Below are 20,839 nucleotides of genomic sequence, written 5' to 3'. Positions count from 1 at the left end.
TGGGTCACGTGATGGTGGTCGGGTCAGCCGGGTCAGTCTGGGCCGGTCAGTCTGGGCAGGTCAGTCGGGGCAGGTCAGTCGGGTGCGGCGCGGCGCGTGTCCCAGCCGTCGCCGCACCAGCGGGCCAGAAGATGCACGAGGATGATCAGGATCATCAGCGGCACGGCGATGGCGACCCAGACGGTTGTGATGGGCAGCGCCTCGGCCATGGTCTTGCTGTGGCGGAGCAGAAAGCTGCGCGCCGGGTTGAGGCCGGGGCCGTAGAAGCAATAGATCAGGATCGGCACGAGATAGGTCAGGACCACCGCCGAGCGGATGATCTCGGCCGCGACCTGCATCCAGGGCGGGCCGTTTTTCACGCCGTTCATCAAGGCCGGGTCAAAGCGGCGTTTGAACGCCATGCTGGCGCCGATCAGCCCCGCCCAGATCATCGCATAGCGTGCGAGCTCTTCGGTATAGGGCGGGGGCTGTTGGAAGATATAGCGCGCCACGACCTGCAACAGCACCGCAGCGACCAAGACGATGATCGCGAAGGAGGTGATGATGCTGGCCACCACGTCGATCGCCCCGCTGATGCGCAGAACTGTGGTTTGTATCTTGCCTGTCATGGCGCGCGTCCTTTTCGTGAGCGGCTTACTGGGCCGCGGCTTTGGCCTGATCCCAGAGGGCAAGCTGTTCGGCGGTCAGGGTCTCGGACCAGAGCGGTTTCGCGACGGCGATGATCTTGTCGCGTTCGCCTTCGGCCAGCGGGGTGATGGTCACGCCCAGCTCGACCTGTTTCTCGGTGACCGAGGTCGACCATTCGGCCACCCAGTCGCGGTTGGCGGCGAGGCCCGCGTCAACGGCGGCGTCGATCTGGGTTTTTTCCTCGTCCGAGAGGGTCTGATACCAATCCTCAGAGATCACGATGGCGCGCGACGACGGCCAGAGATCTGCGGGGGTGTAGTATTTCAGGAAGGAGGTGTGCCCGTTGCGGATGGCCGAGCTGGGCGGGTTGAAATAGCCGTCGGCGACGCCGGTCTGGATCGCGTTGGCGACCTCGGCCCAGGCGATGACGGTGCCGCTGCTGCCGATGGCCTCTTGCAGCTTGATCTGTTCGGGGTTCAGCGCGCGAAAGCGCAGCTCTGCCATCTGGTCCATCGTGCTGATCGGCATTTTGGAGTTGTGGATGCCCATGGCCGTGCCGATGTAGTTGAGCCCGACGAGGCGGATGCCACTTTCCACCAGCGGCTTGTTGAACTCATCCATCAGCTTGCCGGCCTCGATGGTCGCATCCATTTCGGCATCCGAGGCGAAATAGAAGGGCAGGATCACGCCCTTGAGCAGCGGCGACATGGAATAGACGGTGGAGGCCGCCGCGAGATTGACCTCGAGCAGGCCTTGGGCGACCTGATCGAGCCGTTCCTTTTCCTTGCCCAGCGTGTTGGACGGGTACATTTCAACGGTGAAATCGGTGCCTTCAAGAGCGGCGGCAAAGCCTTGGGCAAAGGCGGCCTCGCCGCTTACCGTGGGATCGTCGACGGAGTTCATCGCGATCTTGATCTCTGCGGCCTGCAGCGGGGCGACGGTCATCATGGTCAGCCCGATGGCGGTCAAAGTGTTGAGCAGTTTCATTTTTTTCTCTTTCTCTCTCTGTTGGTTCGGGGTCAGCGCAATCCCAGCGCGCGTGGCAGTGCGAGGGATATTTCGGGGACGAAAGTCAGGACGATGAGGATCAGGACTTCGACGAAGAAGAACGGCAAGGTGGCGCGGATCAGCCGCCAGTAATCCATGTTGACCACGGTCGACAGGATCAGCAGCACCGCGCCCAAGGGGGGCGACAGCAGCCCGGCGGTGATGTTGAAACAGATCACGATGCCGAGATGCACCGGGTCGATCCCCATGAGCAGCGCGGCGGGCACGAAGATCGGCGCAAAGAGCGCGACGGCGGCCTTGACGTCCATCGCCATGCCGGCGCCGAGAAAGATCACGTTGATCAGCATCAGATAGCCGAGCGGGCCAAGGCCCCAGCGTTCGACCACGGCCTGAATGGCCTGCGGCCATTGCAGGAGTGCGGCGATATAGGAAAAGGTCGAGATCGCGCAGAGCAGGATGAACACGCCGCCGAGCATCACGCCGGTGCGCACCAGGCTCTCGCGGATGTCGGCCCATTTGAGCTGACCATAGCCAATGCCGATCAGCAGCGCCGCCAGCACCGCAACGGCGGCGGCCTCGGCCGGGGTCATGATGCCAAAGAGCGTGCCGCCGAGGATGATCACCGGCAGCAGCATCGCCGGCACGGCGCGGCGGAAGGACGGCCAGAGCGCCGGCAGGTCCATGCCCTTGCCGCCGGGATGGTCGTCGCGATGGGCGAAATAGGCGTTCATCGCCATCAGCACCGCGGCCAGCAGGAGGCCCGGCAGGATGCCCGCGGCAAAGAGTGCGGTGACATTGGTGCCCATCAGCGCGCCGTAGAAGATCATGATCGACGAGGGCGGAATGATCGGCCCGATGATCGAGGAGGCGCCGGTGATGGCGGCGGCATATTCGCGGGTATAGCCGCGGCGCTCCATCTCGGGGACGAGGGAATTGCCGAGCGCGGCCGCGTCCGCCGTGGCCGAGCCGGAGACGCCTGCGAAAAAGACCGAGGTGGCGATGTTCACATGGCCGAGCCCGCCCTTGAGCCGTCCGAAGAGCGACATGCAGAAATCGATCAGCGCGGCGGCGACACCGCCCCGGTTCATCAAATCGCCCGCAAAGATGAAAAGCGGCATGGCGAGGAAGGCGAAACTGTCGAGCTGGCTAAAGAGCCGCTGGGGCAGCACGGCGATGAACTGGGCCTTGTCGACGGCGACGAAGGTCAGGATCGCCGAGGCGCCGATCAGATAGGCGATGGCCGTTCCGGCGAAGAGGGCGACGGCGGTGCCGAAGAGAATGAAGGAGACGGGCAAGGCGGGATCCAGACCTGGGAAAGTGTTGCTTGAGCCTGCGAGGAAGTGGCGCATGACAAAATAGAAAACTTTTGGTAGTCCCATAGCATATTGCTATGGGTTATCTGGGACATCGGCCTATGAAAGGCGTGACTCTTCAACGTTTGCAGGTGTTTTGCGCGGTCTACAAAGCGGGCTCGATCTCGCAGGCGGCGCGGGACATGTTTTTGTCTCAGCCTACGGTCAGCCGGCATTTGCATGATTTTGAGGCAGTGATGAATCTCACGCTGTTTCTGCGGGACAAGGGCAGGCTTGTCCCGACCGAGGCGGCGGATGCGCTCTATGACAGCAGCCGGTTTCTCGACGAGGGGATTTCGCGGCTGGAAAGCCGGGTGGCGTCGATCCGGCAGGGCTCGGGGATGCGGCTTGCGGTGATGGGGGTGACGCTGATGATGCCCTATTTCATCCCGCAGGCCATTTTGCGGCTTTTGCGGGACATGCCGGCGCTGGATTTCTCGGTCAACACCGGCATTCTGTCGCAGCAGCTTTCGGTTTTGCGCAATGGTCAGGTGGATATCGGGCTGGCGGCGGGTGGTGTGTTCACCTCGGATATCCAGTCGGAAAAGCTGGGGGAGGGGCGGCTCATGGCGCTGATCCCCGAGAGCTGGGGTCTGGCGGAAAAGGCCGAGATTGATCTAGCGGATCTCTGCGACCGGCCGACGGTCAATCTCACCGCGCGGGGGCCGATCGGGCGAGTCCTGTCAGATGCGCTGGCGGAGCGGGGGTTGTCGTTCGATCGGCAGATTATGGGGCATTCGCTGTTCACGGCGCCCTATCTGGCGGCGTCCTTGGGGCGGGCGGTGGTGGTGGATGAGTACACGGCCTTTAACCACCCGGTGCCGAGCCTGCGGCTGAGGCCGCTCAGCCATGAGCTGACCTTTGATATTTCAGCGATATTCCATGCGCAATCCGAGCGGTCGATCGCCGCCGAGAGCTTTGTCGGGCATCTGCGGGCCCTGCTCAGGGATTGGGACGGGGCGCCGGCCTGAGGGGACAAGCCGCGAAAATGGCCTGTCGGCAGTGCGTCGGTAACACGTCGGTCTTGCGACTGTGCGCAAATCGGGGGGCGAGAACATAAAAAAGGCGGCCCGGAGGCCGCCTTTGCTGTCTCGTGATACCGGTTGGATCAGCTGCGGCCCTTCCAGGGGACGAGCACCCGTTCGGCCCAGCGCATCAGCATGTCGATGCCAAAGCCGATGACCCCGATGAGGATGATCCCGAGGATCACGATATCGGTGTTCTGGAAGCGCGAGGCGACCATGATCATCATGCCGGCGCCCTGTTCGGCGGCGACCAGTTCGGCGGCCACGACGGTGCCCCAGCAGACGCCCATCGCCACCCGCGCCCCGGTAAAGATCTCGGGCAGCGAGTTGGGGATGATGACATAGCGCATGATCTGCCATTTGCTCGCACCGAGCGAATAGGCGGCATGCACCTTGGAGATCGCCACGCCGGACACGCCGGAGCGGGCGGCAATGGCCATGATCCAGAGCGCCGCGAGGAAGAGCAGGATGATCTTGCCCGCCTCACCGATGCCGAACCAGATGATCACCAGCGGGATCAGCGCAAGCGGCGGCACCGGGCGCATGAATTCCACGATCGGGTCGAACCAGCCGCGGAACCAGTTGCTCAGCCCCATGGCATAGCCCAGCGGGATGCCGACCAGCGCCCCGATCAAGAAGCCCACGACCACGCGGAAGAGCGAATAGCCGAGATGTTCCCAGAGGGTGAAGTTGCGGAAGCCTTCGTCGAGCACGCGGATGGTGCGGGTCCAGACCTCTTCGGGCGGCGGCAGGTAGAGCGGCTCCATCTGCCAGCCCCGGCTCGGCGCATAGTTGGGCGTGCCCTTGTCCGAGAGGGTGACCGTGCCGCTGTCGATCTTGACGGTGCCGCCACGGGTGATGGGCTGGCCGTTGATGGCCACCACTTCGGCGCCGTCGCTCTTGCTGATCTCGTCATTGGCATCGACGCGGATCAGGCCGGAACGCCATTGCGCCATCGCCTCGGAATCGTTCTTGGCAAAGCCGTCGCCGGGATCGACCTCGGGGGCGTCGACCTTTTCGTCGCGCGGATAGACCACCACGGTGACGGTGGCGTCATCGCGCTGGCCATTGGCCTCGGCGGTGTAGGTGAACTCGGCCGTGCCGACAAAAGGCGCGGGCGCGTGCAGGAAGCGAGGCAGCAGGCTCGAGCCGGTGAACATGCCCCAGATGAAGAAGATGGTGAAGATCGAGATGATCCCGGCCGCCCGGTTCGGACGCACGGCGCTTTCATCGCCGAAGGTCACGGTCTTGAGCGAGGTGTAGTCGCGCAGGGTGGCGCGCTGAATCACCTTGGTGACAATCAGATAGGCGCCGACGAAAATGCCCACATAAATGGCGAGAACGAAAAACCCGGTCATGCTGCATTCTCCGTGCGGCCCATGATTTCCTCTTCCATGTCCCAGATCATCGAGAGGATTTCCTCACGTTTGGGGCCGAAATCGGGATGTTTCTTGACCTCGCGCAGGTCGGCGCCGACGCCGAGCTCTGCGAAGGGCAGGCGGTATTCCTTGTGGATGCGGCCGGGGCGCGGGGCCATGACGACCAGCCGTTCGCCCAAGAGCAGCGCCTCTTCCACCGAGTGGGTGATGAGGATGATGGTCTTGCCGGTCTCTTTCCAGAGCTTGAGCACGAGGCTTTGCATCTTTTCGCGGGTCAGCGCGTCGAGCGCGCCGAGCGGTTCGTCCATCAAGATCACGTCCGGGTCATTGGCGAGGCAACGGGCCAGCGCCACGCGCTGCTGCATCCCGCCCGAAAGCTCGTAGACGGCCTTTTCCTTGAAGTCCTGAAGGCCCACGACATCGAGCAGATGATTGACGATCTCGTCTTTCTCGGATTTGGGCATGCCCTTCATCGAGGGGCCAAAGCCCACGTTTTCGCGCACCGACATCCATTCGAACAGCGCGCCCTTCTGGAACACCATGCCGCGTTCGGCATCGGGGCCAGAGATCGTGTGGCCGTTCATCACCAGCTTGCCTTCGGTGGGCGCAAGGAACCCAGCCACGATATTCAACAACGTGGTCTTGCCGCAGCCCGAGGGGCCGAGCACACTCATTAACTCACCTTCTTTGAGGTGCAGCGATACATTCTTGAGCGCCTGGACCGCGCTGCCGTCGGGCAGCTCGAAGCGCATGGAAAGGTTTTCTATGGAAAGTCCGGTCATAAAGGCCCCACCTGTTTCCGTTTTATAGTCGTCCCGGGCGAGGCGGCCCCCGCATCCGTATGTTGGGGTGTCACCGACACCGGGAGACCCGGTGCCGGTGGGTTTGGCCTTACATGCCTTGGGCGGCTTTCAGGGGCTCGATGTTGAGCGCGCCTTCATAGCTGTCCAGAGCCGAGTCGATCGAGCCGGCTTCGACGAAGACATCGGCGACGCCTTTCATGAAGCCCGCAGCGGTGCCACCGAGCCAGGCTTCGGAGAGCTGCTCTTCGATGGTCGGGAAGGACATGGTGCCGATTGCGCTGCGCGCGGCTTCGAGATCCATACCCGATTGCTCGGCGATGACGGCCAGCATCTCGTCGCTCTTGCCGTCGTTCCAAGCGCTGTTGGCGTCGGCGGTCACTTTGAGGAATTTGGCCAGGGTTTCACCGTTTTCGGCGGCAAAGGAGGCGGGAACCGAGGTCACGTCGAAGACGAGAATGCCGATTTCCTGCTTTTCCGGGCCGGTGAGGAGGACGTCGCCATGTTCGCGCATGGTGGCCCAGCCGCCGCCATAGCCGCAAGCAAAGTCAACGGCGCCCTGAGCGAGCGCGTTACCACCTTCGGGCGGCGGCATGTCGACGATCTGCAGGCTGTCGAGCGGCACGCCGAAATGGTCCATCTGACGGATGAAGCTGTAATGCGCGGCGGTGCCGAGCGGCACGGCCACTTTCTTGCCCGCCAGTTCGCCAGCGGAGTCCTTGGTGATTTCGAGGTCTTTGCGCACGGCGCAGCCTTGGTTTTCGGCATAGCTCACCGCGACGTCGACCAGTTGCAGGTCCTGGCCGCCGGAGGTGGCGACGACGAAGGGCGGCAGGCCTTGGCTCACCGAGATCTGGACATCGCCCGAGGCCATGGCGGCGCTCATCGCGGTGCCGGTCTCGAAGCTCACCCAGTTGACCTTCATGCCGAGGGCTTCGTCATAGGAGCCATCGGCCTTGGCGGCGAGGAAGGGCATCGGCCATTCGAGGAAGTAGCCGACGGTGAGTTCTTCCATGGCTTGGGCGGTGGTGGCCTGCATCGACAGGGTCAGCGCCGTGCCGGCCACGAGGGCGGACATCAATTTTTTCATGTTAATTCTCTCTCTCCTGTTGGGCTTGCCCGGTGATTGTGCCGCATGGCACGCACCGGAGGACCCGATCTGTTATTTCGCATTGCGGAATGCTATTCCGATGGGCGAGATTAGTTTGTCGCTGTTAGCGCCGTCAATGCCGTTGGGGCAGACGCCGGGCGACTTGAGCAGTGAAATCGTAAAACTGGCATCATTAAATACCCACTTGTCAGGAAATCATATGTCCAGTAGTTCCGTATTACGGGAGGTCGATGTCATGGCAAAAGCACCAAGCAGTTCAATCGTCAGCAAATGCGCCAAGGTGATGGATGTTTTGTCCGTCGCAAAAACGCCGATGCAATTTTCCGAAGTCGTCGAAGCTACGGGGTTCGTAAAATCCTCCTGTCACCGCATCCTCGCGGTGCTGATCAGCGAGGGGCTGGCGGAATATGACACGGCGAATCGCACCTATCGGACGGGGACGCGGCTGCATCAATGGGCGCGTTCGGCCTGGCGGCGAATCGATCTGCAAAAGCTCGCGGGGGACGAGATGCTGCGGCTCAATGACGTGACCGGGCTCAACGCGGCGCTGTCCATTCTGGACGGCAATTCGATCCTCTATCTGCGCACCGAAGACCATGTGCCGATCCGGCTCGCGGCGCGGGCGGGAGACCATGCGCCATTGCATTGTACGGCGGCGGGCAAGGTGTTTCTGGCCTTTGCGCCCCCGGCCCGGCGGGACGAGCTTCTGGGGCAGATCACCTATGATAAATATACCGAATATACGCTCACCTCGCGGCAGCAGGTGGAGCGCGATCTGCTGCTGACGCAGGCGCGGGGCTATGGCACGGCGCTGCGCGAAGAGTTCCTGCAGATCACCGGCATGGCGGCCCCGGTTCGGGACGAAAAAGGCGATGTGATCGCGGCCGTGTCGCTGTGGTCTCTGGACCGGGATGCGAGCCCCGAGGCGGTGATCGCGCGGGCGGGGGATCTGCTCGACGGGGTCAAGCGGATCTCGCAGCAGATCGGCTGGGCACCGGAAGAGGAAGAGGCTTGACGCAAAGCCGGTAACTCTCACATAATGATAGGGCAGTTCCGCAATGTGAGAGATCATCATGGCAGCGCCCCGGATCGCAGGCCCCTGGCCAGAGTCGCTTTGGCGGGCCACCGCGCCCTTCGTGGCCCCGAGTCCCCGGCTCGAGGGAGAGCAACGGGCCGATGTGGCCATCATCGGCGCCGGGTTCACCGGTTTGCGCGCGGCGTTGGAGCTGGCGCAGGCGGGCAGCGACGTGGTGGTGGTGGACGCGGGCGATGTCGGCTGGGGTGCCTCGGGGCGCAATGGCGGGCAGGTCAACCCGATGATGCCGTTCAACGGGCCGGAACAGCTGCGCAAGCTGCTCGGGGCGCAGCATTTCGAGCGGCTGGCGGAGGCCTCGCTCAAATCAGCGGATGATCTCTTTGACACGATCGCGCGGCATGGCATCGACTGTCAGGCGCGGCAAAACGGCTGGCTCCGGGTGATCCATTCGGCCAAGGCGCATCAGGCGGCGCTGCGCGATGTGGCGGCGTGGCGGGCGATGGGGGCGGAGTTCGAGCTGGTCGAGGGCGAGGCGCTGTGGGCGATGGCGGGCACGCGGGCCTATCGGTCGGGGGTGGTGAGCCCGCGCGGCGGCGCGGTGCAGCCCTTGATGCTGGCGCAGGGCTTTGCCGAGGCGGCGCGGCGACATGGGGCGCGGATCTTTGGCCAGAGCCCGGTGACGGATCTCAGCCGGGCCTCTGGCGGTGTCTGGGAGCTGCGGAGCAAAGAGGGGGTGGTGCGGGCGCCGATGGTGATCGTGGCGACCAACGCCTATAGCAGCGATCTGGTGCCCGGGTTGCGCCGCTCGCTTCTGCCCGCGACGCCGGTGCAGATCGCCAGCGAGCCTCTGGAAGACAGTGTTATCAATGAGATACTGCCGCAAGGCCACACGATTTCCGACAGCCGCCGGGTCATCATGTTTGGCCGCAGAGAGCCGGACAATCGGATCGTTTATGGCAGCATGGGGCGGCTGGTGAAGCCGGATGTCTTTGCCGGGTTCGACTGGCTCCGGCGCGATGCCGAACGGGTCTATCCGATGCTGAAGGGGGTGCGCTGGGAGTATCGCTGGGGCGGGCATATCGCGCTCACCGATGATCACCTGCCGCATCTGCATGAGCCGCAGCCGGGGCTCTTGGCGGGGTTCGGCTATAACGGGCGGGGCGTGGCGCTGTCGTCGGTGATGGGGCGGGTTCTGGCGGAGCGGGCGCTTGGCGCGCCGGCGGAGAGTCTGGCCTTTCCGGTGACGCCGATCCGGCCTGTGCCGTGGCGCGGGATCAAGCGGCTCGGCATGGGGCCGGCGATCTGGACGATGAAGATGATGGATTATCTGGAAACGCGGTAGGCCCGCGATTTACATAAGGAAACCAGTGAGATGAAAGATCAAGCGACAGCACCTGCCTTTGTCCTTTTCGGGCAGCCCGAGGTGGAGAAGGTGACGAAACCGACGACCGAGCGGCTCGTGTCGGGCGAGGCGAAAGAGGGCGTTTGGCTCTATTGTGACGATGCGCAGACCGGGTCGAAATTCGGTCAGTGGGACTGTACCGAGGGGCGGTTCCGGGTCACCATGGAGGGCTATACCGAGTTCTGTCACATCCTCGAGGGCGAGGCGGAGATCACCGTTTTGGCCAGTGGCGAGACCCGGACCGTCAAGGCGGGCGACAGTTTCGTGATGCAGGCGGGGCTCGAGATGGAGTGGCATGTGCCGCGCTATATCCGCAAATCCTTCGTGGTGAGCAGCCTCGTCTGAGGCGATGCCTCCCCGGTGAAAACCCGGTGAAAACGGGGCATCGGCAGCGCGGCGGTACTACGTCGGTATCGCGTCGGTGCCCCTGCGAGACCTCTCAGAGCCGTTTTTGCGTGCGGCGCGCGGCGGCGATGGGGCGGCCAAGACGGCGTTCGCGCAGGAAGACGAAAAGCCCCGCGCCAAGGATCAGCGCGATGCCGAGGCTGGTGCTCAGCCCCGGCAGATTGCCGAAGATCATGAAGCCCCAGAAGATCGCCAGCGGCAGGCCGGTGTATTCAAAGGGCGCGACGGTGGCGGCGTTCGAGAGGCGATAGGCCTGCGACATGGAATAGCCCACCACCCCCGCCACAAGCCCCAGCGTCAGGAAGAGCCAGCGGTCATTGCCCTCGGGCCAGATCCACGGGCGCAGGAGAAAGCGCAGGCTCTCGGCCTCGACCATGTCGTGATAGCGGCCATCGCCCGCGACGAGCCAGAAGAGCGCGCCGACGATCAGGAACATGCCTTGCAGATAGACCGCGAGGGCCGAGCCTCGGGTGGTGACGCCGAGCTTGCGGGTCAGAAGCTGGGTGATGGCATAGGCGAGCGCGCCGATCACCGGCAAGAGATAGACGAAGAAGGGCGCGTCACGTTCGGCGCCGCCCGCCCAGGGCCGGGTCACGATGATCACGCCGATGAGGCCCACGACCACCGCGCCGATCCGGTAGGGGCCGACCTTTTCGCCCAGGAACGGGATGCTCAGGAGCGTGATCAGCAAGGGCGAGATAAAGAAGATCGCGGTTGTTTCCGCCAGATCGAGCACCGCCAGCGCGGTGAAGAAGGACATGTTGGCCGTCACGATCATCAGCCCGCGCAGGATATGCAGGCCGGGGCGTTTGGTGCGCAGGAGGTGCCAGCCGCCTTCGTAGCGGACCAGCGCGAGGCTGAAGAGGATGCCGATGGCGGAGCGGGTGAAGACCATCTGATGCAGCGGGTAGCCGCCCGAGAGGAACTTGATCAGCATGTCATTGACCGAGATCGCGGTGATGCCGATCAGCATGAAGGCGATGCCGATGGCGGGGTTGGGCGCGTCGCTGTGCATGGGGGCTCCTTTCGCGGTCACACTAGGCGGGGGTGGCGGGGCTGTCACGCGGCAAGTGGGCGGGGTCTGGCGGCCCGGGTCTGAGCGGGCCTAAGGGAGGCTGCTGACAGGTGGGATCAGCAGCGGGGATCTGTGCAGGGCTGCACGGTGACCCCTGCGACATCCTCTCTTTCGCGCATCGACCGGATGGCTTAGGCCTTTGGCAGCACAGCAGGAGCAGGGCCATGACGGCGATCGTAGAGGTTTCGGGTCTGACCAAGACCTATAAGGGCGGGTTTCAGGCGCTCAAGGGTGTCGATCTCGCCATTGAAGAGGGCGAGATATTGGCGCTGCTCGGTCCCAACGGGGCGGGCAAGACGACGCTGATCTCGGCGCTCTGTGGCATCGTGCAGCCGACGGGCGGCACGGCGCGGGTCGGCGGGTTTGACGTGGTCGAGGACTATCGCGGCGCGCGGGCGATGATCGGGCTGGTGCCGCAGGAGGTGGCGCTCGAGCCGTTCGAGAAGGTGATCAACACGGTGCGGTTTTCGCGCGGTCTGTTTGGCTACGGCAAGGATGAGGCGCTCATCGAGCGGATCCTGCGTCAGCTCAGCCTTTGGGACAAGCGTCATGCCCGGATCCGCGAGCTGTCGGGCGGGATGAAGCGGCGGGTGCTCATTGCCAAGGCGCTCTGCCATGAGCCGCGGGTGCTGTTTCTCGACGAGCCGACGGCGGGGGTCGATGTCGAGCTGCGCCGCGACATGTGGGACGTGGTGGCGGAGCTCAAGGCGCAGGGCGTCACGATCATCCTGACGACACATTACATCGAAGAGGCCGAGGCGATTGCCGACCGGGTGGCGGTGATCAATGGCGGGCAAATCCTGCTCGTCGAGGAGAAGGCGGCGCTGATGCGGCGGATGGGCTGCAAGGAGCTGACCATCGAGCTGACCGAGCCGGTGGCGGCGCTGCCCGAGGCGCTGGCGCGGTGGGATCTGCGGCTTGGGGCGGGGGGCGAGACGTTGATCTATGCCTATAGCACGCAAGGCGAGGGGACCGGCATCACCCGGCTCTTGCAGGATCTGAGCGCCGCGGGGCTCGGCCTGCGCGATCTGGCGACGACGCAGAGCAGTCTTGAGGATATTTTCGTGGGGCTCATCAAGGAGGGCGGGGCATGAACTGGCACGCGATCTGGGCGATCTATGTCTATGAAATGAAGCGGTTCTTTCGCACGTTGATGGAGAGCCTGCTGTCGCCGGTGATTTCCACCACGCTCTATTTCGTGGTGTTTGGCGCGGCCATCGGCAGCCGGATTTCCGAGGTGGAAGGGGTGAGCTATGGCGCGTTCATCGTGCCGGGTCTGATCATGCTCAGCGTGATGACCCAAGGCATCAGCAACGCCAGTTTTGGCATCTATTTCCCGAAATTCATCGGCACGATCTTCGAGCTCTTGTCGGCGCCGGTGAATTTCCTCGAAGTGGTGATCGGCTATGTCGGGGCGGCGGCGACCAAGGCGCTGATGATCGGGGTGGTGATCCTGCTGACCGCGTGGTTCTTTGTCGATCTGCGGATCGCGCATCCCGGGGCGATGCTGGCCTTTTTGATCCTGACCTGCGTGTCGTTTTCGCTCTTTGGGTTCATCATCGGGATCTGGGCGGAGAATTTCCAGCAATTGCAGCTCATCCCGCTGTTGGTGATCACGCCTTTGGTGTTTCTCGGCGGCGCGTTCTATTCGATCTCGATGCTGCCGCCGGCGTGGCAGACCGTGACGCTGTTCAACCCGGTGGTCTATCTCGTCTCGGGGTTCCGCTGGGCGTTCTTTGGCATGGCGGATGTGCCGGTGGCGGCGAGCCTTGCGGCGATTGCGATCTTCACCGGGCTGTGCCTGTTGGCGGTCTATGCGATTTTCCGCACCGGCTATCGCATCCGGAGCTGAGGGTCTGGGGGCGCTGCCCCCGGCCTTGCGGCCTCCCCCGGGATGTATCTGGCCAGAAGAAGGCGCGGCAAAAGAAAACGCCCGGAAGCCTGAGAGGCGCCGGGCGTTTTGCGGTTGTGGGGCGGTGGATCAGCCGCGGTAGACCAGCACCGAGCACGGCGCGTAGCGCGCGACGCGGGCCGAGTTCGGGCCTTGCAGCCGGTCGATGAGGTCGGGTTTATGCGCCCCCACCACCACGAGATCGGCCTTGGACTTCTTGATCGCGCCGAGGATCATTTCATAGATCGTGCCGACCTCGATGATATGCTGCACCCGGCCGAAATCGGGCAGGGTGTCGCGGACGAAATCATGCAGCTGCTGGTCGGCGGCGGCGACCGCCTCTTTCATCGTGCCATCGCGGAAATAGGATCCGACGATGGACATACCGTAATCGGGCACCACGCTCACCACGCTCAGCGAGGCGCCGTAGAATTTGGCCAGATCGGCGGCGGCGCGCAGCAGTTTGTCTTCGGTGTCGATATGCGACAGATCGACGGCGCAGAGGATGTGTTTGGTCATGCGGGAACTCCTTCCGGCGCGTGGCGTTTGCGGCGCAGCTGCAGCAGGACGATCAGGCCCAGAAGCAGCAGGGCCGGGAGGTAGAACACCTCCTTGTAGACCCGGTCGGCGGGGACTTCGAGTTCGGCCAATTGCCAGTCGAAGTCGATGCCGAGCTGTTCCGAGGGGCCGCCGAAGTTGAGGTTGTCGACGAAGAGATCGCCGTCTTCCTCGCGGAATTCGATGCCGGCCCCGTCGAAGAGGCGGGTCGCGCCATCGCCGCCGGCCTCGCCCAGCGGCAGCAGGTAGCGCGCATCCACCGGGTCGCCGTTGAGGTCCTCGCCCATCAGGCGCACCCGCACCGAGGCCCCATCGGGGGCCTGTTCGGCCAGGGTGAAGATCTCGCCCGGGGCGCGGGTGGCGAATTCAGGCTGCAGCCGGTCGAGGAAGAAGCCCGGCTGAAACAGGGTGAAGGCCACCAGGAGCAGCGCCGCGCTTTCCCAGAGGCGCGAGCGCACCAGGAAATAGTTCATCGTCCCCGCCGCGAAGAGCAGCATGGCGATGGTGGCCACCACGAAGATGAACACCGCCTTGTAGGGGCCGACGTCGATCAGCAGCAGATCCGTGTTGAAGATGAACAGGAAGGGCAGCAGCGCGGTGCGGATCGAGTAGAAGAAGGCCTGAAAGCCGGTGCGCAGCGGATCGCCCTTGGAGATCGCGGCGGCGGCAAAGCTTGCCAGCCCCACTGGCGGCGTCACATCCGCCATGATCCCGAAGTAGAAGACGAACATATGCACCGCCACCAGCGGCACGATGAGCCCGTTCTGCGCGCCCAGTTCGACCACCACCCCGGCCATCAGCGAGCTGACCACGATATAGTTCGCGGTGGTCGGCAGGCCCATGCCGAGGACGATGGAGATCAGCGCCACGAAGAACAGCATCGCGAGCAGATTGCCGCCGGAGAGGAATTCGACGAATTCCGCCATGACCTGACCGATGCCGGTGAGGGTGACGGCGCCGACGATAATGCCCGCGACGCCCATGGCGGCGGCGAGGCCGATCATGTTGCGGGCGCCGATGATCAGACCTTCGGTGATGTCGTCATAGCCTTCGCGGAGCCGCGCCATGACGTCGGTCTGGCCGCGGAAGAAGGCCTTGAGCGGTTTTTGCGTGGCGAGGATCACCAGCATCGCGATGGAGGACCAGAAGGCCGAGAGGCCGGGCGATTTGCGCTCGATCATCAGCAGGTACATGAGCAGCAGGATCGGCATGATGTAATGGATGCCGGTCTTGAAGATCTCGCCGGTGGGGGGCAGCGATTCCATGCTCTCGGCGCTGGCGTCGAGATCGGGCCCCTTGGCGGCAAAGCGCACGGCGGCGAGATAGGCCACCGCCATGAGCACCACGATCACCCAGGTCGAGGCCTCGCCCAGCAGGGATTGCATCACATCGACGATCACGCCGCAGAGAAAGAGCGTGCCGCCGGCGATGACGATCGAGATGGCGATGATGAAGATCGCCCCGAGCATGAATTTGAGCGGGTGCATCCGGCTGGTGCCGGTCATGCCCATCTTGAGCGCTTCGAGATGGACGATATAGACCAGCGCGATATAGGAGATCGCCGCCGGGACGATGGCGGTCTTGACCACCTCGACATAGGAGATGCCGACATATTCGGTCATCAGGAAGGCCACGGCCCCCATCACCGGCGGGGTCAGCACGCCGTTGATCGAGCTCGAGACCTCGACCGCGCCCGCCTTGGTCGCGGGAAAGCCCACCTTTTTCATCAGCGGGATGGTGAAGGTGCCGGTGGTCACCACATTGGCGATGGACGAGCCGGAGATCAGCCCGGTCGCCGCCGAGGCGATGACGGCCGCCTTGGCCGGGCCGCCGCGCAGGTGGCCCAATGCCGCGAAGGCGAGTTTCAGGAAGTAATTGCCGGCCCCTGCCTGGTTGAGCAGCGCGCCGAAGAGCACGAAGAGAAAGACAAAGCCCGAGGAGACGCCGAGCGCCACGCCGAAGACGCCTTCGGTGGTGAGCCACATATGCGACATCGCCTTTTCGAGCGAGGCGCCTTTCCACTGCACCACTTCGGGCAGGCCCGACCAGGAGCCGAAGAAGACATAGGCGAGGAAGAAGAGCGCCACCCCCATCAGCGGGAAGCCGAGCGAGCGCCGGGCCGCTTCGAGCAGCAGCACGATGCCGATCACGGCGACGATGATGTCGGTGGTGTTGGGCGCGCCGGAACGCGCGGCGACGCCGCTATAGGCGTAGAAGAGATAGGAGGCGGCCAGCGCGCCGATGATCGCCACGACCCAGGTCACGGCGGGGATATGGTGGCGCGGGCTCGATTTCAGGCCGGGAAAGGCGAGGAAGGCCAGGAGCACGGCAAAGCCGAGGTGAATGGCGCGGGTCTGGGTGTCGTTCCACACGCCAACGCCGAGAATGAAGGGCAGCGGCGAGGCAATCCAGAGCTGATAGAGCGACCAGACCAGCGGGATATACCAGAGCGCGGCACGGCCGAATGCGTCCTGTGGCTGGCGGCCGCCGGTGTCGCTGTCGGCGACGAAATCTTCGAGGTTGGTGTCGTCCGGCCCGGTATCCCCGGTGCCGTTATCTAGCGGTTTCCCCATGTCCCTCTCCCATTTTTTTACTTGTTATCTGAAACGCAAAGGCCCCGGGCACCGGCGAGGGCGCCCAAGGCCAGATCATTGCCTAGCAGGCACGGCTCACTTCCAGCCGCGTTCCTGATAGTATTTCTCGGCACCGGGGTGCAGAGGCGCGGTGAGACCGTCCTTGATCATCTCGGCTTCGACGAGATTGGAGAAGGCGGGGTGCAGGCGTTTGAAATCCTCGAAGTTTTCGAAGATCGCCGAGACCAGCGCATAGACCACGTCATCGGGCGTGTCGGCGGAGGTCACGAAGGTCGCCTTGGGGCCCCAGGACGGGATGTCGTCGGGGTTGCCGGGATACATGCCGCCGGGGATGGTCGCCTTGGCATAGGCCGGGTTTTCCGCGAGCAGCTTGTCGATGCCTTCGCCTTGCAGCGGGATGATCGTGACCTCGCAGGAGGAGGTGGCCTCTTGGCTCGAGCCATTGGGCAGGCCGGCGGCCCAGATCGTCGCGTCGATCTTGCCATCGCAGAGCGCCGCTGATTGCTCGGAGGATTTCAGCTCGGCGGCGAGGGCGAAATCATCGGGCGAGATGCCTTCGTATTTCAGCAGGGTTTCGGCCAGAACGCGGGTGCCCGATCCGGGGTTGGCGATGTTGACCTTCTTGCCCTTCATGCTGGCGGTGTCGGTGATGCCGCTGTCGGCGCGGGCCATCACATGCATCGGCTCGGGGTGGACCGAGAAGAGGGCGCGCAGCCCGTCGAAGGCGCCGTCCTCGGCAAAGGCACCGGTGCCTTGCAGCGCGGCGAATTGCACGTCCGATTGAACCACGCCGAAATCGAGCTCGCCCTGGCGGATGGTGCGGGCGTTGTAGACCGAGCCGCCGGTCGATTCGACCGAGCAGCGGATGTTGTGTTCCTTGCGGCCCTTGTTCACCAGACGGCAGATCGCGCCGCCGGTGGGGTAATAGACGCCGGTGACACCGCCGGTGCCAATGGTGATGAAGCGCTGTTCGGCAGCGGCTACCGTGCCGACGAGGCCGAGGGCCGCGGCGGTCAGCGCGCCAAAGACAGTGTGTTTGATGTGCATTGTTTGGTTACTCCCTGAAGTCGTCACTCGAATCCACGACTGGATTGCGTCTTGCGAGGGTCGATGAAGTTATTTTCATTGTCACCTGAAAACTAATGTTTTTTTTGCGCGATCCAGTAGGCGTTGTTGTTGATCCGTAAGTCCTCATACGATTTGATTCGACGCACCGCGTCGCTCCCGCCCTGTTCGACGAGCAGCGCGAGAAGGGTCTCAATAATCGCCGAGGCGCCGGAGTAACAGCCGAAATGATGGGTCGAGAGCACCGAGGCGATGAGCGTTTCATCGGCGCTGAATTCGGGCGAGATCACATCGCTGTCGGAGAGCATGATGAGCTTGACCCCCTTGGCGCGGGCGAATTTGCAGGCCTCGATGGTTTCGCGCGAATAGGGGGTGAAGGTGATGGCGATCATCACGTCCTGATCGCTGGCGTAGTTGAGCTCGTCGATGGCGCTGTTCATGTGACGCGGAATTAATTGCAATGATGGCAGGGCCATACGCCCGACATAATGGAAGTAATAGGCGAGCGCATAGCTGGCGCGCACGGCGGTGAGATAGACATGGCGCGCCTCGAGCAGCATGGCGGCGACCCGTTCCATCTGGGCCGGCGATTGCTGATGCAGCGAGCGCTGGACGATGGCCATGGAATTGAGCGCGGCATCGGCCTGAACCCGGCCGAGCGTGCCGCGTTCGCGCAGCTCTTCCAGCCAGCCGGGCCGTTCGACCAGAACATTGGACAGCACCAGCGACTGACGGAAGGGTTCGCGCAGCTCCTCATAGCCGCCAAACCCCATGCGTCGCGCCATGCGCACGAGGGTATAGGTGCTCACCCCGCATTTGCGCGCGGTCTCGCGGATCGGGTCGAGTCCGAAGTCCGAGGGATGGTCGACGATGTATTTGGCGACGATGCGCAGCCGTGGCGAGAGGTCGGGGAGCGCCTCCTTGAGGGCTGAAATCGTTCGGGTTTTCTGGGCCGGGTCCATGGGAATCGTCGCCTTTCGCGGTCTCGAGTGTTCATAACATCTGTTATTTTATGTGAGAGTTGACCGGATTTGTAATCCGATCAAGGGTAAATACACGCAATCCGGGTCGGTCGACAGGCGGTGGCCCGCACACATGAATTCAATGGGATTATCCGACATGGCCGCATTACCTTCGCACGCTTCGGTCGTCGTCATCGGCGGCGGCATCATGGGGTGTTCGACGCTCTACCACCTTGCCAAGATGGGGGTCACCGATGCGGTGCTCGTCGAGCGCAACAAGCTCACCAGCGGCACCACATGGCATTCGGCGGCGCAGGTGCGGGCGCTGCGCCATTCGCGCAACCTGACCCGGATGATCCAGTATTCCGTCGATCTCTATGCGCAGCTCGAACAGGAAACCGGGCAGAATGTCGGCTGGATTCAGAAGGGCAGCCTGTCGATTGCCACCAGCGAGGGGCGGCTCACCCATATCCTGCGGCAAGAGGCGCTGGCCCATGCCTATGGGATCGATGCACGCTCGATCAGCCCGGGCGAGGCCAAGGAACGCTGGCCCTTGATGAATGCCGAGGATGTGATCGGCGCGGTCTGGTCGCCCGATGACGGGCGGGTGTCGCCCTCGGATGTCTGCGCGGCGCTGGTCAAATCGGCCAAGGGGCTTGGCGCGAAGATTTTCGAGGATACGGGCGTCACCGGCATCCTGACCGAGAACGGACGGGTCGTCGGGGTCGAGACCAGCCAGGGCACGATCATGTGCGATGCGATTGCGCTCTGCACCGGGCTCTGGTCGCGCGAGGCGGGGGCGATGGCGGGGGCCGAGGTTCCGGCGCTGGCCTGCGAACATTTCTACCTGCTGACCAAGCCCATCGAGGGCATTGTCGGCAACACGCCGACGCTCAGCGATCATGACAACCATCTCTATATCCGGGACGACAGCGGCGGTCTGCTGGTCGGCTGTTTCGAACCGATGGGCAAGCCGATCGCGCCCGGCATTCTCGACGAGAGTTTCGAATTCGGTCTTCTGGCCGAGGATTGGGACCATTTCGAGCCGATGATGATGAACGCGCTGCACCGGCTGCCAGCGCTGGAGACGGCCGAGGTCAAGATGCTGCTCAACGGGCCCGAGAGCTTTACCCCCGATGGCATGTTCATGCTCGGCGAGACGGCGGAGACGCGGGGGCTGTTTCTCGGTTGTGGGCTCAATTCGGTCGGCATGGCCTCGGGTGGCGGCGCCGGGATGAACCTGGCGCATTGCATCGTGCATGGCCACACCGCCTATGATCTTGGCGAGGCGGATGCCAAGCGCTTTGCCCCGGTGTTCAATTCGCTCGATCATCTGATGGCGCGGGCGCCCGAAATCCTCGGCACCCATTACGAGATCGCCTATCCCGGTCGTCAGCTCGCCACCGCGCGCAATCTGCGGGCGCTGCCGCTTGACGCCGAATACCGGGCGGCGGGGGCGCATTTCGGGCAGGTCTATGGCTGGGAGCGGCCGCTCTATTTCAACAAGACCGCCGAGCCGCGGATGAGCTTTGAGCGGCCCGACTGGTTCGGCAATGTCGCCGCCGAAGTGCGCGCCGCCCATGAGGGGGCCGCGATTTTCGACGCCTCGCCCTTTGGCAAGATCGATGTGCGCGGCCCGGAGGCCGAGGCCTTCCTGCTGCAAGCCTGTGCCGGCTATATGGGGCGCAAGCCGGGGTCGGTGATCTATAGTGCCGTGCTCAACGCGCGGGGCACGTTCGAGAGCGACATCACCGCGCAGCGGCTGGCGGAGGATCATTATCGCCTGTTCACCGGCACCAATGCGATCAAGCGGGACCTGGCCTGGTTCAGCCGCGCCAGCGAGGGGTTCGATGTCTCGGTCTCCGATGTGACCGAGGATTGGGCGGTGCTCGGGCTGATGGGGCCGAAAGCGGTGGAGATCGCCCGTGCTCTTGGCGGCGAGGCGCTATGCGAGCTTGGCTATTTCAAACATGGGATGGCGACGCTGGCGGGCATCGCGCTGCGCGGGGCGCGGCTGTCCTATGTCGGCGAGGCGGGCTGGGAGTTGACCGTGGCGGCGGTGGAGGCGCCGGCCCTCTATGCTGCGCTGACCGCGGCGGGGGCGGTGCCTGCCGGGCTCTATGCGCAGACGGCGATGCGGGTGGAAAAAGGGTTCTGCGCCATGGGGCATGAGCTCGACAGTGATGTGTCGCCGATCGAGGCGGGGCTCGAGTTTGCCTGCCGTAAAGCGGGCGGGTTCACCGGGTTCGAGGCGCTGGAGGCGCGCCGCGCCAAGGGGGCGGTCAACGGGGTGATCTCGCTGACGCTTGACGATGTGGAGGCGCAGCCGCTGGGCCATGAGCCGATCTATCTCGACGGCGAGCTCATCGGCCAGACCACCACCTGTGCCTTTGGTCACCGGGTGGGCCGGCCCGTGGCGCTGGCGCATGTGGGGCGGACGCTCGCCTCTGGGGCGCGGGTGCAGGTGGATATTGCGCGCAAGCTTTTTGATGCGACGGTGACGCGGGGGCCGCTGGTCGATCCCGAGGGACAATGGATGAAAGGCTGAG

General features: G+C 63.9%; 18 protein-coding genes. 7 read left to right on the top strand and 11 right to left on the bottom strand.

Annotated features, from left to right (window positions below):
• Nucleotides 1–74: 74 nt before the first annotated feature.
• Genes ISM_RS02975 through ISM_RS02965 form a run of 3 tightly spaced genes read right to left on the bottom strand, consistent with a single transcriptional unit; the run spans nucleotide 75 to nucleotide 2,930 of the window.
• Nucleotides 75–608, bottom strand: coding sequence for a TRAP transporter small permease (locus ISM_RS02975; RefSeq protein WP_009812626.1), 534 nt, complete (start codon nucleotides 606–608; stop codon nucleotides 75–77).
• Between the two features lie 25 nt (nucleotides 609–633).
• Complete coding sequence (locus ISM_RS02970; protein ID WP_009812625.1) at nucleotides 634–1,614, bottom strand: TRAP transporter substrate-binding protein; 981 nt, start codon at nucleotides 1,612–1,614, stop codon at nucleotides 634–636.
• A gap of 32 nt (nucleotides 1,615–1,646) precedes the next feature.
• Complete coding sequence (locus tag ISM_RS02965; protein ID WP_009812624.1) at nucleotides 1,647–2,930, bottom strand: TRAP transporter large permease; 1,284 nt, start codon at nucleotides 2,928–2,930, stop codon at nucleotides 1,647–1,649.
• A 95-nt stretch (nucleotides 2,931–3,025) separates the two neighbouring features.
• On the opposite strand from ISM_RS02965, the gene ISM_RS02960 reads away from it, so the two are divergent.
• Complete coding sequence (locus tag ISM_RS02960) at nucleotides 3,026–3,958, top strand: LysR substrate-binding domain-containing protein (protein WP_083780886.1); 933 nt, start codon at nucleotides 3,026–3,028, stop codon at nucleotides 3,956–3,958.
• A 137-nt stretch (nucleotides 3,959–4,095) separates the two neighbouring features.
• Here the strand turns inward: ISM_RS02960 and ISM_RS02955 are convergent, their stop codons facing one another.
• The 3 genes from ISM_RS02955 to ISM_RS02945 form a co-directional block, all read right to left on the bottom strand.
• On the bottom strand, nucleotides 4,096–5,370 hold the full coding sequence (locus tag ISM_RS02955) for an ABC transporter permease (RefSeq protein ID WP_009812622.1): 1,275 nt from the start codon (nucleotides 5,368–5,370) through the stop codon (nucleotides 4,096–4,098).
• Entirely contained in the window at nucleotides 5,367–6,173 is an 807-nt protein-coding gene (locus ISM_RS02950) for a taurine ABC transporter ATP-binding protein (protein ID WP_040617797.1), read from the bottom strand. The genes ISM_RS02955 and ISM_RS02950 overlap by 4 nt, the downstream gene beginning before the upstream one ends.
• 109 nt (nucleotides 6,174–6,282) lie before the next feature.
• Nucleotides 6,283–7,281: a taurine ABC transporter substrate-binding protein gene (locus ISM_RS02945; RefSeq protein WP_009812620.1), complete on the bottom strand. Its 999-nt coding sequence runs from the start codon at nucleotides 7,279–7,281 to the stop codon at nucleotides 6,283–6,285.
• Nucleotides 7,282–7,537: 256 nt separating this feature from the next.
• On the opposite strand from ISM_RS02945, the gene ISM_RS02940 reads away from it, so the two are divergent.
• The 3 genes from ISM_RS02940 (at nucleotide 7,538) to ISM_RS02930 (ending at nucleotide 10,085) form a co-directional block, all read left to right on the top strand.
• Nucleotides 7,538–8,317 (top strand): IclR family transcriptional regulator, encoded by a 780-nt coding sequence (locus ISM_RS02940; protein ID WP_083780885.1) that lies wholly within the window; start codon nucleotides 7,538–7,540, stop codon nucleotides 8,315–8,317.
• Nucleotides 8,318–8,438: 121 nt separating this feature from the next.
• Complete coding sequence (locus tag ISM_RS02935; RefSeq protein ID WP_254655637.1) at nucleotides 8,439–9,680, top strand: NAD(P)/FAD-dependent oxidoreductase; 1,242 nt, start codon at nucleotides 8,439–8,441, stop codon at nucleotides 9,678–9,680.
• Nucleotides 9,681–9,710: 30 nt separating this feature from the next.
• A complete protein-coding gene (locus ISM_RS02930) occupies nucleotides 9,711–10,085 on the top strand; it encodes a cupin domain-containing protein (protein ID WP_009812617.1) in 375 nt (124 codons plus the stop codon).
• A 94-nt stretch (nucleotides 10,086–10,179) separates the two neighbouring features.
• Here the strand turns inward: ISM_RS02930 and ISM_RS02925 are convergent, their stop codons facing one another.
• Nucleotides 10,180–11,160 carry a DMT family transporter gene (locus tag ISM_RS02925; RefSeq protein WP_009812616.1) on the bottom strand — a complete coding sequence of 327 codons (981 nt, stop codon included), beginning with the start codon at nucleotides 11,158–11,160 and terminating at the stop codon, nucleotides 10,180–10,182.
• A 224-nt stretch (nucleotides 11,161–11,384) separates the two neighbouring features.
• Between ISM_RS02925 and ISM_RS02920 the strand changes: the two genes are divergently transcribed.
• A complete protein-coding gene (locus ISM_RS02920; RefSeq protein ID WP_009812615.1) occupies nucleotides 11,385–12,314 on the top strand; it encodes an ABC transporter ATP-binding protein in 930 nt (309 codons plus the stop codon).
• Nucleotides 12,311–13,072, top strand: coding sequence for an ABC transporter permease (locus ISM_RS02915; protein ID WP_009812614.1), 762 nt, complete (start codon nucleotides 12,311–12,313; stop codon nucleotides 13,070–13,072). Before ISM_RS02920 ends, ISM_RS02915 begins: the two co-directional genes overlap by 4 nt.
• A 129-nt stretch (nucleotides 13,073–13,201) precedes the next feature.
• Here the strand turns inward: ISM_RS02915 and ISM_RS02910 are convergent, their stop codons facing one another.
• The 4 genes from ISM_RS02910 to ISM_RS02895 all read right to left on the bottom strand — a co-directional run bounded on the left by ISM_RS02910 (nucleotide 13,202) and on the right by ISM_RS02895 (nucleotide 18,290).
• Nucleotides 13,202–13,630: a universal stress protein gene (locus ISM_RS02910; protein WP_009812613.1), complete on the bottom strand. Its 429-nt coding sequence runs from the start codon at nucleotides 13,628–13,630 to the stop codon at nucleotides 13,202–13,204.
• Complete coding sequence (locus ISM_RS02905) at nucleotides 13,627–16,242, bottom strand: TRAP transporter permease (protein ID WP_009812612.1); 2,616 nt, start codon at nucleotides 16,240–16,242, stop codon at nucleotides 13,627–13,629. Before ISM_RS02905 ends, ISM_RS02910 begins: the two co-directional genes overlap by 4 nt.
• Nucleotides 16,243–16,338: 96 nt before the next feature.
• Nucleotides 16,339–17,310, bottom strand: coding sequence for a TAXI family TRAP transporter solute-binding subunit (locus ISM_RS02900; protein ID WP_009812611.1), 972 nt, complete (start codon nucleotides 17,308–17,310; stop codon nucleotides 16,339–16,341).
• Nucleotides 17,311–17,402: 92 nt separating this feature from the next.
• Nucleotides 17,403–18,290, bottom strand: a complete 888-nt coding sequence (locus ISM_RS02895) for a MurR/RpiR family transcriptional regulator (RefSeq protein WP_009812610.1) — start codon at nucleotides 18,288–18,290, stop codon at nucleotides 17,403–17,405.
• Nucleotides 18,291–18,447: 157 nt separating this feature from the next.
• On the opposite strand from ISM_RS02895, the gene ISM_RS02890 reads away from it, so the two are divergent.
• Complete coding sequence (locus ISM_RS02890) at nucleotides 18,448–20,838, top strand: GcvT family protein (RefSeq protein WP_040617795.1); 2,391 nt, start codon at nucleotides 18,448–18,450, stop codon at nucleotides 20,836–20,838.
• The last annotated feature ends 1 nt before the right edge of the window (nucleotide 20,839 follow it).

It is taken from the genome of Roseovarius nubinhibens ISM (assembly GCF_000152625.1).
GTDB classification, from domain to species: domain Bacteria; phylum Pseudomonadota; class Alphaproteobacteria; order Rhodobacterales; family Rhodobacteraceae; genus Roseovarius; species Roseovarius nubinhibens.
This window is presented reverse-complemented; position numbering and strand designations above follow the sequence as displayed.